General features: G+C 71.5%; 15 protein-coding genes. 5 read left to right on the top strand and 10 right to left on the bottom strand.

Annotation, left to right across the window (positions count from 1 at the left end; genetic code table 11):
• Window positions 1–36: 36 nt before the first annotated feature.
• The 10 genes from lgt to ASD93_RS05995 are packed head-to-tail and all read right to left on the bottom strand — an operon-like array spanning window position 37 to window position 7,106.
• Window positions 37–1,008, bottom strand: coding sequence for a prolipoprotein diacylglyceryl transferase (gene lgt, locus ASD93_RS06040; RefSeq protein WP_056120159.1), 972 nt, complete (start codon window positions 1,006–1,008; stop codon window positions 37–39).
• A 55-nt stretch (window positions 1,009–1,063) separates the two neighbouring features.
• Window positions 1,064–1,858 (bottom strand): tryptophan synthase subunit alpha, encoded by a 795-nt coding sequence (trpA, locus tag ASD93_RS06035; protein ID WP_056120154.1) that lies wholly within the window; start codon window positions 1,856–1,858, stop codon window positions 1,064–1,066.
• On the bottom strand, window positions 1,855–3,180 hold the full coding sequence (gene trpB, locus ASD93_RS06030; protein ID WP_056120152.1) for a tryptophan synthase subunit beta: 1,326 nt from the start codon (window positions 3,178–3,180) through the stop codon (window positions 1,855–1,857). The genes trpA and trpB overlap by 4 nt, the downstream gene beginning before the upstream one ends.
• Window positions 3,177–3,953, bottom strand: coding sequence for an indole-3-glycerol phosphate synthase TrpC (trpC, locus tag ASD93_RS06025; RefSeq protein WP_056120149.1), 777 nt, complete (start codon window positions 3,951–3,953; stop codon window positions 3,177–3,179). Before trpC ends, trpB begins: the two co-directional genes overlap by 4 nt.
• Before the next feature lies 1 nt (window position 3,954).
• Complete coding sequence (locus ASD93_RS06020; protein WP_056120145.1) at window positions 3,955–4,185, bottom strand: DUF6704 family protein; 231 nt, start codon at window positions 4,183–4,185, stop codon at window positions 3,955–3,957.
• Window positions 4,186–4,216: 31 nt separating this feature from the next.
• A complete protein-coding gene (locus ASD93_RS06015; RefSeq protein ID WP_056120142.1) occupies window positions 4,217–4,825 on the bottom strand; it encodes a Trp biosynthesis-associated membrane protein in 609 nt (202 codons plus the stop codon).
• Window positions 4,822–5,187 (bottom strand): phosphoribosyl-AMP cyclohydrolase, encoded by a 366-nt coding sequence (gene hisI / locus ASD93_RS06010; protein WP_056120139.1) that lies wholly within the window; start codon window positions 5,185–5,187, stop codon window positions 4,822–4,824. The genes ASD93_RS06015 and hisI overlap by 4 nt, the downstream gene beginning before the upstream one ends.
• Window positions 5,184–5,957 carry an imidazole glycerol phosphate synthase subunit HisF gene (gene hisF, locus ASD93_RS06005; protein WP_056120136.1) on the bottom strand — a complete coding sequence of 258 codons (774 nt, stop codon included), beginning with the start codon at window positions 5,955–5,957 and terminating at the stop codon, window positions 5,184–5,186. The genes hisI and hisF overlap by 4 nt, the downstream gene beginning before the upstream one ends.
• Complete coding sequence (gene hisG / locus ASD93_RS06000) at window positions 5,957–6,799, bottom strand: ATP phosphoribosyltransferase (protein ID WP_056120133.1); 843 nt, start codon at window positions 6,797–6,799, stop codon at window positions 5,957–5,959. Before hisG ends, hisF begins: the two co-directional genes overlap by 1 nt.
• A gap of 43 nt (window positions 6,800–6,842) precedes the next feature.
• Complete coding sequence (locus ASD93_RS05995; protein WP_056120129.1) at window positions 6,843–7,106, bottom strand: phosphoribosyl-ATP diphosphatase; 264 nt, start codon at window positions 7,104–7,106, stop codon at window positions 6,843–6,845.
• A gap of 451 nt (window positions 7,107–7,557) precedes the next feature.
• Here ASD93_RS05995 and ASD93_RS05990 point away from each other — a divergent pair, with 451 nt between their 5' ends.
• From ASD93_RS05990 to ASD93_RS05970, 5 genes are all read left to right on the top strand, one after another.
• Window positions 7,558–8,424 carry an AfsR/SARP family transcriptional regulator gene (locus ASD93_RS05990; RefSeq protein ID WP_056120126.1) on the top strand — a complete coding sequence of 289 codons (867 nt, stop codon included), beginning with the start codon at window positions 7,558–7,560 and terminating at the stop codon, window positions 8,422–8,424.
• A 75-nt stretch (window positions 8,425–8,499) separates the two neighbouring features.
• Complete coding sequence (locus ASD93_RS05985) at window positions 8,500–8,709, top strand: hypothetical protein (RefSeq protein WP_056120123.1); 210 nt, start codon at window positions 8,500–8,502, stop codon at window positions 8,707–8,709.
• The gene (locus ASD93_RS05980; RefSeq protein ID WP_162253382.1) at window positions 8,706–9,245 is read left to right on the top strand and encodes a Pvc16 family protein; all 540 of its coding nucleotides are present in this window, start codon (window positions 8,706–8,708) and stop codon (window positions 9,243–9,245) included. The genes ASD93_RS05985 and ASD93_RS05980 overlap by 4 nt, the downstream gene beginning before the upstream one ends.
• Window positions 9,242–9,823: a hypothetical protein gene (locus tag ASD93_RS15980; protein ID WP_056120119.1), complete on the top strand. Its 582-nt coding sequence runs from the start codon at window positions 9,242–9,244 to the stop codon at window positions 9,821–9,823. Before ASD93_RS05980 ends, ASD93_RS15980 begins: the two co-directional genes overlap by 4 nt.
• A gap of 22 nt (window positions 9,824–9,845) precedes the next feature.
• Entirely contained in the window at window positions 9,846–12,464 is a 2,619-nt protein-coding gene (locus tag ASD93_RS05970) for a phage tail sheath subtilisin-like domain-containing protein (RefSeq protein WP_162253381.1), read from the top strand.
• Window positions 12,465–12,473: the final 9 nt, after the last annotated feature.

Here is a 12,473-nt window from a genome sequence, read left to right as displayed (position 1 = left end):
GGGACGACGTCGGCCCGTGGGCGCTCGTGGAGCGCGCTATTTCGTGGCGGGAGTGCTTGTGGCGCTGGCCTCGTCGACTTCGGACGTCGGGGGTTCGCTGACGTCGACGAAGTCGTCGGTATTCTGCGATTGTACAGCCTGTCCGGCAGTCCACTCACGTCCGGACACATAGGGCGACGGCTCGAAGCCCGGGTGGCGGCGCTTCTGGACGAAGAAGATGACAAGTCCCACGACGATGCCGACGATCGCCGCCCACACGTTGGTGCGCAGACCCAGGATGATCTCGCTCGGATCGATGCGGATCGACTCCCACACGACGCGGCCGGCGCTGTACCAGACGAGGTAGAGGCCGAACAGTCGACCCCACTGCAGACGGAACTGCTTGCCCGCCCAGAGCAGGAAGACGACGCCGAGCGTGTTCCAGATCACTTCGTAGAGGAACGTGGGGTGGAAGAGCGTGCCTTCGGGCAGGCCGACGGGCCACGCCGGGTTCGGGTAGGCGATCTCCAGACCCCACGGCAGGTCCGTCGGAAGGCCGTAGAGCTCCTGGTTGAACCAGTTCCCGAAGCGCCCGAGTGCCTGCGCGAGCAGGAGCCCGGGGGCGAGGGCATCGGCGAAGGTCCAGAAGCGGATGCCGGTCCACCGGCATCCGAGCCACGCACCGACCGCGCCGCCGATGAGGGCGCCGTAGATCGCGATGCCGCCCTCCCAGATGAACAGCGCCGAGATCGGGTTCGCCCCGGGCCCGAAATAGAAGTCCCAGTGGGTGACCACGTGGAAGATGCGCGCGCCGATGATCGCGAGCGGCACGGCCAGCAGGGCGATGTCGATGACGACCCAGGGCTCGGCGCCGCGCTTGGTGAGACGCTGGTTCGTCAGCAGCGTCGCGACGACGATGCCGAGGATGATGCACAGCGCGTAGAAGTGGATGGTGAGCGGCCCGAGCTGGAACGAGCTCACGGACGGGCTCGGGATGCTGGTGAAGACGCTCGCGGCGGCGGAGATCATGGGCGATCGAATCCTTGGCTGTCGGGGGTGCCGGCGGCGAGCCGACGGATGAAGTCTAGTTCGCGGGGCGGACGGTGCCGGCGGCGAGAGCGGTCGCGGAAGCGGCCAGGCCGTCGATGCCGCCGTCGCGCAGCGCGCGCACCAGCGCGGTGCCCACGATCGCGCCGTCGGCGTACTCGAGCACGCCGGCGACCTGCTCGGCGTTGGAGATGCCGATGCCGACGCACGCGTTCTCGACGCCGTGCTCGCGCAGGCGAGCCACGAGGGTGCGGGCCGCGGCATCCAGCTGCGCCCGCTCTCCCGTGATCCCCATCGTCGAGACCGTGTACACGAAACCGGTCGAGGCTTCCGCGATCAGCGCGAGGCGCTCGTCGGTCGAGGTCGGTGCCGCGAGGAACACGCGGTCCAGACCCGTGCGCTCGCTCGCCGCGATCCACTCGCCGGCCGCGTCGGGCGTGATGTCGGGCGTGATGAGTCCCGCCCCGCCCGCAGCGAGGAGATCGTCGGCGTAGCGGTCGACCCCGTACTGCAGCACGGGGTTCCAGTACGTCATCACCAGGACGGGAACGTCCACGCGCCGCGTGATCTCGGCGACCGCGGTGAACGTGTCGCGCAGCCGGAAGCCGCCCGCGAGGGCGGCCTGCGTGGCCTCCTGAATGACCGTGCCGTCCATCACCGGGTCGGAGTAGGGCGGGCCGAGCTCGAGGATGTCGGCGCCGTTGTCGGCGAGGGCGACGGCGGCGTCGATGCTCCCCTGGAGATCGGGGAACCCGAGAGGCAGGTAGCCGACGAACGCTCCGCGGCCCTCGGCCCGTGCCGCGGCGATCGCGGCGGCGACGCGCGAGGTCACAGCTTCTCCCCCTCGCCGTGCGCGGCTTCGTCGTGCGGTGCTGCGGCGGCGGCCGCGGCTGGGCCCACGCGCCCGGAGGCTCCAGACGACGCGTCAGCGGCGTCTGGAGTGGGCGTGGGGACCCGGCCCTTGTCGTAGAGATCGAAGTAGCGCGCGGCGGTGTCCATGTCCTTGTCGCCGCGGCCGGAGAGGCAGACGGCGAGGATCGCGTCGGGTCCGAGCTCGCGACCGATGCGCAGCGCGCCCGCCAGCGCGTGGGCGGACTCGATGGCCGGGATGATGCCCTCGGTCTCGGACAGCAGGCGCAGCGCCTGCATCGCCTCGTCGTCGGTCGCGGGGATGTACTGCGCACGCCCGATGGACGCGAGCCAGGCGTGCTCGGGGCCGACGCCCGGGTAGTCCAGGCCGGCGGAGATCGAATGGGACTCGATCGTCTGGCCGTCCTCGTCCTGCAGCACGAACGTCTTCGCCCCGTGGAGCACGCCCGGGCGGCCTCGCTCGATCGACGCGGCGTGGCGGGGCGTGTCCACCCCGTCGCCGGCGGCCTCGACGCCGTACAGCTTCACGTCCTCGTCGTCGAGGAAGGCGTCGAACATGCCGATGGCGTTCGAACCGCCGCCGACGCACGCGAGCACGGCGTCGGGAAGGCGACCGGCCTCGTCGAGCAGCTGCGCGCGGGCCTCTTCGCTGATCACCTTCTGGAAGTCGCGGACCATCGCGGGGAACGGATGCGGTCCCGCCGCCGTGCCGAAGATGTAGTTGGTGTTCTCGACGCTCGCGACCCAGTCGCGATAGGCGTCGTTGATCGCGTCCTTGAGCGTGCGCGATCCCGTCGTGACGGGAATCACCTCGGCGCCGAGCAGGCGCATGCGGGCGACGTTGAGCGCCTGTCGCTCCGTGTCGACCTCGCCCATGTAGATGGTGCACTCGAAGCCGAACAGCGCGGCGGCGGTCGCCGTGGCGACGCCGTGCTGCCCCGCGCCGGTCTCGGCGATCACGCGCGTCTTGCCGAGGCGCTGAGTGAGCAGCGCCTGGCCGAGCACGTTGTTGATCTTGTGCGAGCCGGTGTGGTTGAGGTCCTCGCGCTTGAGGAAGATCCGCGCACCGCCCGCGTGCGCGGCGAACCGGGGCACCTCGGTGATCGGCGACGGGCGTCCGGCGTAGGAGTTGAGCAGGCGCACGAACTCGGCCTGGAACGCGGGATCCGCCTTCGCCGCCTCGTACTCCGCGGTGAGCTCGTCGATCGCGGCGATGAGCGACTCGGGCATGTACCGCCCGCCGAAGTCGCCGAAGAAGGGACCGGATGCCTCGCGCAGACTCACTTCTCCGCCTCCAGGAATGATCGAAGGGTCGAGACCGGGTCGTTGGTCACGAGCGCCTCGCCGATCAGTACGACGTCAGCGCCGGCGGCACGGTAGTGCGCGACATCCGCCGGCGAGAGCACCGCGGACTCGGCGACCTTGACGGCGCCGGCGGGGATGCGGTCGGCCACTCGTCCGAACAGGTCCCGGTCGAGTTCGAACGTCGACAGGTCGCGGGCGTTGACCCCGATGAGCCGCGCACCCACATCGGCGGCGCGCTCGACCTCGTCGGCGGAGTGCGCCTCGACGAGGGGTGTCATGCCCAGCTCGAGGATCAGCGTGTGCAGACGCGCGAGCACGTCCTGCTCGAGCGCCGCGACGATGAGGAGCACGAGGTCGGCTCCGGCCGCGCGCGCCTCGAGCACCTGGTACTCGTTCGCGATGAAGTCCTTGCGCAGCACCGGGAGCTCGACCGCGGCCCGGACGGCCACGAGGTCCGCGAGGCTGCCCTTGAAGCGGCGTCCTTCGGTGAGGACGGAGATGGCGGATGCCCCGCCCTCCTCGTACCGGCGGGCCTGCAGAGCGGGGTCGGGGATGGCGGCGAGGTCGCCGCGCGACGGGCTCGCCCGCTTCACCTCGGCGATGATCTTCACGCGGTCGGCGGGTGCCAGGGCGGCGAGGGCGTCGCGGGCGGACGGCTGCGCGAGTGCCGCAGCCTCGACGACCGCGAACGGTCGCTCCGAGGCACGGGCCTCGGCATCCTCCACCGCGCCGGCCGTGAGGTCGGCGAGCACGTCAGTGCTCTTTCGGGGCGTACTTCGGGCCGTTGGCGCCGTAGCCGGCCCTGGCCATCACCCAGCCGACGATCGCGCCGACCACGAGCAGCGCGGCGGATGCCCACACGAGGATGGGCATGTCGAACCAGTAGAACAGCGTGCCGAGCGTGACCGCGACGAGCATGATCACGACGGCTGTCCAGGCGGCGGGCGAGTGTCCGTGGCCGGGGTCGCCGATGTGGTTGCTCATGGGGGTCCTCCAGGTAGTCGCGGGGGTGTGGTCAGTCTAGCGGGCGGGTCGTCGGATCCTCGCCACGCGAGAGGTCGTCCCACGAATCGATCGCGTCGTGCGGGCGCGACCCCGAGGCGGCGGTGGTCGTGGGTCCGTCCTCGGTGCGATAGCGGCGTCCTGAGCCCTTCCAGCGGCGCGCCGTCACGAGGGTGAAGACCCCGGCAGCCAGGAGCACGATCGTCGCGACGAGGGTCACAGCTGGCCAGGCGGTCGCCGTGATGGCGGCGACCAGCTCAGCCACAGCCGCCTCGCCGGTGATCCCGGTCGCCTCGGTGACGGTGGACGCGACGGCGGCGACGGGCTGGGCGAAGACGATCGCGGCCGTGAGCCAGGCGAGCGTCGCCGCGATCAGCACGGTCAGGGCGCCGAAGACGTAGCGCAGCACGAGCCCGGCGATCGACAGCGCCCCGCCTAGCGCCAGGACCGCCAGTCCGAGCGGCGCGAGCACCGGGATCGCGGCGGCGCCGGGAACCTCGAGGGTGTGACCGGCCCCGTCGTCGAGCACGACGGCGAGCCATGTCTGCGTCGCCGAGATGACGATGACCGCGCCGCACGCGACGAGGGCGACGACGGCGATCAGGCGGGCGCGACCGGTCACTCCCGGCGCTCCGGACCGGCGACCGGATCGAGGTCGTCCGCGTCGAAGCACGTGCGCGTGCCGGTGTGGCATGCCGGGCCGACCTGGTCGACCTCGAGCAGGATCGCGTCGCCGTCGCAGTCCAGCCGCGCCCCGCGCACGAGCTGGATGTGACCCGACGTGTCGCCCTTGCGCCAGTACTCCCGGCGCGAGCGCGACCAGAACGTCACGCGGCCTTCGGTCAGCGTGCGACGCAGGGCCTCGGCATCCATCCACCCGAGCATGAGGACTTCGCGGGTGTCCCACTGCTGCACGATGGCAGCAACGAGGCCGTGGGCGTCGAACGAGACGCGCTCGATGCGCTCCTGAACGGTCTCGGTCATGCCGCCACCTCCCGCACGGCGATGCCGTTCGCGGCCATCGCGCTCTTCACGTCGCCCACGGTCAGCTGGCCGGAGTGGAACACGGATGCCGCGAGCACGGCATCGGCCCCTGCTTCGATCGCCGGGCCGAAGTCCTCGGCGCGGCCCGCTCCCCCGGACGCGATGACCGGAACGCTCGAGACCTCGCGCATGAGCGCGACGAGCTCGAGATCGAAGCCTTCGCGCGTGCCGTCGGCATCGATCGAGTTGACCAGGAGCTCTCCCGCGCCGCGCTCGATCGCCTCCCGCGCCCACGCCAGCGCGTCCAGCGTTGTCTCGGTGCGGCCGCCGTGGGTGGTGACGACGAAACCGGACTCCGTGCCGGGCGAGCGCTTCACATCGAGCGAGAGGACGAGCACCTGGGCGCCGAACCGGTCCGCGATCTCGTCGAGCAGCGCGGGACGAGCGATCGCGGCGGAGTTGACGCCGATCTTGTCGGCACCGACCGAGAGCAGCCGCGCGACGTCGTCGGTGGAGCGCACTCCCCCGCCCACCGTGAGCGGGATGAACACCTGCTCGGCGGTGCGGCGCACGACGTCGTAGGTCGTCGAGCGCTCGTCGACGGTCGCGGTCACATCGAGGAAGGTCAGTTCATCGGCGCCCTGTCGGAAGTACTCGCGTGCCAGCTCGACCGGATCGCCCATGTCGCGCAGGTTCTCGAAGTTGACGCCCTTCACCACGCGCCCGCCGGCGACGTCGAGGCAGGGGATGACGCGGCAGACGAGGCTCATCAGAGCCTCGCGTTGTGGATCGCCGTCACCAGGATCGCGCGCGCGCCGATCGCGTACAGGGCGTCCATGACCTGGTTGACACCCGCACGGGGCACCATCACGCGCACGGCCACCCACTCGGGATCGCGCAGCGGGGCGATCGTCGGCGACTCGATGCCCGGAGCGATGGCGACGGCGTCGTCCACGAGGGTCGCGGGAAGGTCGTAGTCGACCATGACGTAGCGTCGCGCCACCATGACGCCCCGCAGGCGCCGCAGCAGCGTCTCGGTGCCGTCCGCGTCGGTCGGCCCGGTGATGAGCACGGCCTCCGACTCGAGGATGACCGGTCCGAAGATCTCGAGCCCTGCCTGGCGCAACGTGGTGCCCGTCGACACGACGTCGGCGACGGCATCCGCCACTCCGAGGCGCACTGCCGACTCGACCGCGCCGTCCAGCGGCACCAGGTCCACGGCGACGCCGTGGTCGTCGAGGAAGCCGTCCACCAGGCCCGGGTAGGCCGTCGCGACCCGCATGCCCTGGAGGTCGCCGACGGTGGCGAAGCGTCCGGGCGGACCGGCGAAGCGGAAGGTCGAGTCGCCGAACGCGAGCGCCTCGATCTCGCGCGCGCCGGGCATGCGCGCGTCCAGGAGCAGGTCACGGCCGGTGATCCCGACATCGAGGGCGCCGGAGCCGACGTAGGTCGCGATGTCCTTCGGGCGCAGGTAGAAGAACTCGACCTCGTTCTGCGGGTCGATGGTGTGGAGGTCCTTGGGATCGCGACGGCCGGTGTACCCCGCCTCCGAGAGCATCTCGGTGGCGGTCTCGGCGAGCGAGCCCTTGTTCGGAACGGCGATGCGCAGCATGGCGGCGGAGGCTTTCGGGTCGAGGGCGGACGGGAGCGCGCGCTCAGAGATGTCGGTAGACGTCTTCGAGGCTCAGGCCCTTCGCGAGCATCAGCACCTGGAGGTGGTACAGCAGCTGCGAGATCTCCTCGGCTGCGGCATCCTTCGACTCGTACTCGGCAGCCATCCAGACCTCGGCGGCCTCTTCGACGATCTTCTTGCCGATCGCGTGGACGCCCGCGTCGAGCTGGGCGACCGTCCCCGATCCGTCGGGGCGCTCGGCCGCCTTGGCGGTGAGCTCGGCGAACAGCGCATCGAACGTCTTCACGGTTCCAGGGTAGCGGCCGGGCGGGATGCCGCGGCGCCGCGTGACGCCGCCGGCCGCGCGGTGTATCTGGCGCGGCGGAGTGCCCTCTGAAGACAGGGGGACCACGAGGACGCCGGTCGCGGAGCCGGCGCGCTGTGCACGGATCGGGGCTGCGTGGACGCGAATCAAGGCGAGTGCTTGACGGGGGCCGCGCCGGGCTCGACCATGAGAGGTGCCGGGCGGACCTGTGGGGGCGTGCGGTGGCGACCGGCGAGAGCCGGCACCGGAGCGCGCCTCGTGGCAGCGAGGGGGCGCGGAGGGTCTGACGACGTGGGCGGAGGGCGCCGGAGCGTCCGTCGGCATCGGCTTCGCAAGAGCCGGGACGGCGGTGGAAGACCGAACAGCCAGGGACTGTGTATTCGGGGACCGCTGATCACCGGATGCCTCGCCCCCGGCGAGGGAAAGGGACGTGATGTCCCGCACTGAGCTGACGTTGAGCCTGCTCGGCGTCCCGAGAGGCTCCGCCTCGGGCGTCGACCTCTCCCCCGGCGCGACGGTGCTGTGCGCGTACCTTGCGCTCGCCCCCGTCGGAGGCAGACCGCGGGCGATCGCTGCCAGCGAGCTGTTCGCCGACTGCACGGAGTCCTCGGCGCGGCGCCGGCTGAGCACCGCCCTGTGGCGCCTGCGATCCGAGCTGCGCGATCTGACCGGGATGGATGCCGTCACCACCGCCGACTCGCGCACGCTCGGCTTCGCCGACGCTCTCGAGGTGTCCACCGACGCGGATCGGTTCGAGCGGCTCGTCTCGCCCGTGCTCTCCAAACCTCCCGCGGACATGACCGACGACGATGCCTCGGTGCTCGACGAGGCCGTCCGGCTCCACACGGGCCGCCTGCTCGAGCCCTACGACGACGAGTGGCTCATGGCGCGCCGCTACCGCATCGAGAACGAGTACGTCGCCGCGCTCGACTATCTGCTGCAGCACGCCGGTGCGCGCGGCGACCTCGCGGCGGTGGACGAATGGGGCGAGGCCGTGCTGGCCATCGAGCCGCTGCGCGAGGACCTGCACCGCCACCTCATGACCGCCTACGGCGCCTTGGGACGCATGGACCTGGTCGAGCGCGAGTTCGAGCGCTGCCGTCGGCTGCTGCTCGCCGAGCTCGGCGCGGACCCGCTCCCCGAGACGATCGCGCTGTACTCGCGGCTCACGCGCGGCGCGGGCCCGCTCTCGCCGGGCGTCGCCGCCCTCGAGGCCGAGCTCGAGGGCGCCCGGCGGGAGATCCGCCGGCTGGGCGAAATGGTCGACCGTGCGCTGGAGCACCTGCGCCGTCTGCCGTGACGCCCTCGTGACACCTTCGTGACGCCGCGGTGAGAGGACGCTGACAGCGTCTGTCGTGAGGAGGATCACGACCCGGTGACGCACGCGTGGAGGAACCGATTCCTGCTCGACGTGTGGGCGGAGCCCCGCGATGTCGAGACGCTTCCCGCCATCGTCCGGGCACGGGTGCGCGACTTGGAGACGGATGTGGAGACGTACGCGGGATCGATCGCCGAGATCGAGCAGATCATCGAGGCACGTCTGGATGAGGGCGGCGTGAAGCCGCGGCGATGGGAGCGGCCGTGATCCGCGAGGTCTCCGATGCCCTGATCGACGTCATCCACACCGCGACCCCCGACCTGGGCGAGTGGGTCGAGATCTCGTCATTGAGCGCGGCGGACCAGGCGCCGACCGCCAACAAGGCCTCGCTCGCGCTCATCGCGGTCGAGCCGCACCCGCACATGCTCAACCGGCCATTGGTCGAAGGCGTCGCGGGCCTGGTTCGCGCGCCGTTGCACCTCAAGCTGCGCTACCTGATCACCTACACCGGACCTCACGACGAGGCGCAGACCCGCATCGCGCGGATCGTGCAGGCGTTCCACTCGACGCCGATCGTCGACGGGACGACGCTGCAGCCCCCGCTGTCGGACGAGGTCGACTCGATAGCGATCCGGATGCTGACACCCACGGCCGATGAGCGCAACCAGGTCTGGGGCGCGCTCGGTCGGCCTGCCCGCCTCGCGCTGTTCTACGAGGTCGACGTCGCGCCGGTCCCCGTGAGGGAGCTCGAGGGGGCCGGACGGATCCGCGCGCACGAAGTCCGATACGTGGGCGCGCCATGACACTGCTCTCGACCTCGACCACGACGCTCGTCCATCACGTGCGGCTCCGGCACGCGGCACTGCTGCGGCCGCTGGGGGCGGCGCGCGGTGCGCTCGCGCCCGACACCTGGGGCTGGCGAGCTCGCGTGTCCGGCGCTGACACGATCGTGACCTCGCGCACCGGAGCAGGCCCCGCCCCCGCTCACGTCGACATCGTCCTGGCGGGCGGCCCGTACTCGGCCGCACTCACACTCCCGGCGCCGGTCTCCGGCCAGCTCGCCGGTTCGGTCCGCGTCGCGCTCACCGCGCCCGAGATCGAGGTGGATCTCGCCCCCGTGCCGATGGCGCTGATCGTGGAGCTCGTCGACCAGGGAACCGGTGCCCCGCGCACCGGCCGGACTGTGCGGGTCGTGCCGCAGGCAGGTCCCGCGGTCCCCCTCGCCGAGACCGCTGTGGCCGGAATGTATCGCAGCGCCGACCGCGTCTGGTCGGCGGGCGAGACGTCCGCCGACCTCGTGGTGGGCGCCACGCAGATCCGCAAGGTCACCGTCGACTTCACCCGCGTCCAGACGCGCATTCGCGTCGCCGATCCCACCTGAAACACGAGCCAAGGAGGCAGTCGTGACGTATCAATCACCAGGGGTGTACATCGAGGAGGTGCCGTCTGGGCCGCAGCCGATCGCCGCCGCCTCGACGAGCGTCGTCGCCATCCTCGGTACGACCCGAAAAGGCCCGGTGCTCACACCCACCCGGGTGACCGGATGGTCGGACTTCGTGCGCACCTTCGGGGAAGCCACCGCGCGCAGCCGCACCGCAGAGTCCGTGTTCGGGTTCTTCGAGAACGGCGGGCCTGCGGCGTGGGTGGTCCGGGTCGATCCCTCCTCGGCCGCCTCGTGGACAGTGCGGGATGCCTCGGGCACGCCCAGCTTCACGATCTCGGCGGACTCGCCCGGCACGTGGGGCAACGCGCTCACCGTGGGCGTCGCCGCCGATCCGGGCGGCGCGGCCGGCACCCTGTACTCCGGCGTGCTCACCGGAGCCGCGACGGTGTCGGCGGGAACCGTGTTCACCGTGCCTCTCGCGTCGACCGCCGGTCTGCGACCGGGTGACCCGGTCGTCGCCGTGGCACGACCTTCCGGGGCCGCCGCGGTCGCCTCGGCGAACGGCACCGTGCAGGCCGTGGGTGCGACATCGGCGACAGTCGACTTCGGCGCGGCGGTGACCTTCCCCGCCGGAAGCGTGCTCGCCGGGCGGGTTCCCGCATCCACGACGGTGTTCCTCCCCACGGCGAAGGGCTTCCGACCCGGTGATGTGATCGTGGTCACCGCGCCCCACGGCGCCCGCACGAGCGCGACCGTCACCGCGGCCGTGGAGACCGGGAGCGGGATGACGCTCACGCTGGCCGCCGCCGCGACAGATGTCGCCGGCACCGCCTACGTGCAGCGTCGCGCCACGATCCCCGTCACCGTCACGGTGCCGCCGGGCACGCCGGCCGGCGCGCCGCCGACCACCAACGTCGGACTGGGCCTGATCGGCCTGCCCGCCGGCGTGGGCGCCGTCGTCGCCGCCGACCTCGCGGCCAGCGCCGCCACCCGCGCTCCGGCGCGCATCGTCTTCGCCGACGGACGCACGGCGACGTGGAGCACCAACACCTTCCCCGTGGTGGGTGCAGACGCGCCGCCGAGCGGACCCGCCGACCTCACGATGGGCGTCTTCGTGTCGCTCTACGCCGAGACCGGGCTGAATCTGGTCGACTTCGGCTCCGCTGAGCTCGCGGGCGCGTTCGGCTGGGTGCCGGAGAACACTGTGCTCTCTCTGACGGGCGCCGGCGCCACCACGCGCACCGCGACTCGCACGGCCAGCTCCGCCGCCGATTCGGCCTTCACGCTCAGCGGCACGCCGAGTGCCGGCATCCCGTACACGACAGCGACCGTGACGCCGGCCGCCGCCGCGACGGCCAGCCTGCTCGTGCGCTGCGCCGTCGCGCCGCGCATCGGAGACGCGCTCACCGTCAATGGGAATGCCACCCCGCTGACCGCGGTGGAGTCCAAAGGCGGCGACGCGTATCTGGTCACCTGGGGCGCCGCCGTCGTGGTCGCCGGCTTCACGAGTCCCGCCCCGCTCATGGCGGTCGAGGCGGCGTCGGTGACCGCCGAGCGATTCGCGATCAGCGTGTCCGTCCCGGGGCTGGGGACCGAGCGCATCGGCGGGCTGTCGCTCAGCCCGTCGCATCCGGCCTACTTCGCCAAGGACGACGTCGTCAACGGCGTGTCCGCCTACGTCACCGTCGCGCCGCGCGCGGGCGGCGCGCCACCGGTGAGTCTGACCAGCGCACCGTTCTACGCCACCTCGGCCGGGATCGGCGGCGACGGCACTGCCGCGGTCGACGACTTCCGCAAGGGGCTCGACGCCCTCGAGGCCGAGACCGAGCCGGCACTGGTGATCTGCCCGGACTCCACCCTGTTCGAGGATCCTGCGCTCCAGGCGGACGTGATCGGGAAGGTCGTCACCCACTGCGAGCGGTTCCGGCGATTCGCGATCGTCGACCCGCCCGATGAGGACGACGACCAGGCACTCCGGACCTGGCGGCTCGCGACCGTCAACTCGACCTATGCGGCGGTCTATGCGCCGCACCTCCAGATCGTGTCGATCGATCCGTCTTCGACGGCGCGCCTGACCACCGTCCCGCCGTCGGGATTCGTCGCCGGGGTGTTCGCGCGGACGGACCGGGAGCGCGGCGTGCACAAGGCGCCGGGCAACGAGCGCGTCGCCGGAGCGGTCGGACTCGCGCAGTCGTACACGCAGCGGCGTCAGGACCTGCTCAACCCCGACGCGGTCAACCTGATCCGGGTCTTCCCAGGGCGCGGGACCCGCATCTGGGGCGCACGCAACGCCACCGACGACGTCAACTGGCGCTACGTCAACGTCCGCCGCCTGTTCAACATGATCGAGACCAGTGTCGAGCGCTCCACCCAGTGGGTGGTGTTCGAGCCCAACACCGCCAGCACCTGGATCCGCATCAAGGTGTCGATCGAGAACTTCCTCGATCAGCAGTGGCGGGCCGGCGCCCTCGCGGGAACGAGACCCGAGGAGGCGTACCGCGTGCGCGTGGGGCTCGGCGAGACCATGACCGAGATCGACATCGCCCTGGGACTCGTCGTCACCGAAGTGGCGATCGCCGCCGCCCGGCCGAGCGAGTTCGTCGTGTTCCGCTTCAGCCACAAGCAGCTGTCCGAATAGTCCGAGGAG

The organism is Microbacterium sp. Root180 (assembly GCF_001428485.1).
Lineage (GTDB): Bacteria > Actinomycetota > Actinomycetes > Actinomycetales > Microbacteriaceae > Microbacterium.
This window is presented reverse-complemented; position numbering and strand designations above follow the sequence as displayed.

Coding starts and splice junctions, on each gene's coding strand:
- lgt (WP_056120159.1), bottom strand. CDS start 1,008: ATGATCTCCGCCGCCGCGAGCGTCTTCACCAGCATCCCGAGCCCGTCC.
- ASD93_RS06020 (WP_056120145.1), bottom strand. CDS start 4,185: ATGAGCAACCACATCGGCGACCCCGGCCACGGACACTCGCCCGCCGCC.
- hisI (WP_056120139.1), bottom strand. CDS start 5,187: ATGACCGAGACCGTTCAGGAGCGCATCGAGCGCGTCTCGTTCGACGCC.
- hisF (WP_056120136.1), bottom strand. CDS start 5,957: ATGAGCCTCGTCTGCCGCGTCATCCCCTGCCTCGACGTCGCCGGCGGG.
- hisG (WP_056120133.1), bottom strand. CDS start 6,799: ATGCTGCGCATCGCCGTTCCGAACAAGGGCTCGCTCGCCGAGACCGCC.
- ASD93_RS05990 (WP_056120126.1), top strand. CDS start 7,558: ATGTCCCGCACTGAGCTGACGTTGAGCCTGCTCGGCGTCCCGAGAGGC.
- ASD93_RS15980 (WP_056120119.1), top strand. CDS start 9,242: ATGACACTGCTCTCGACCTCGACCACGACGCTCGTCCATCACGTGCGG.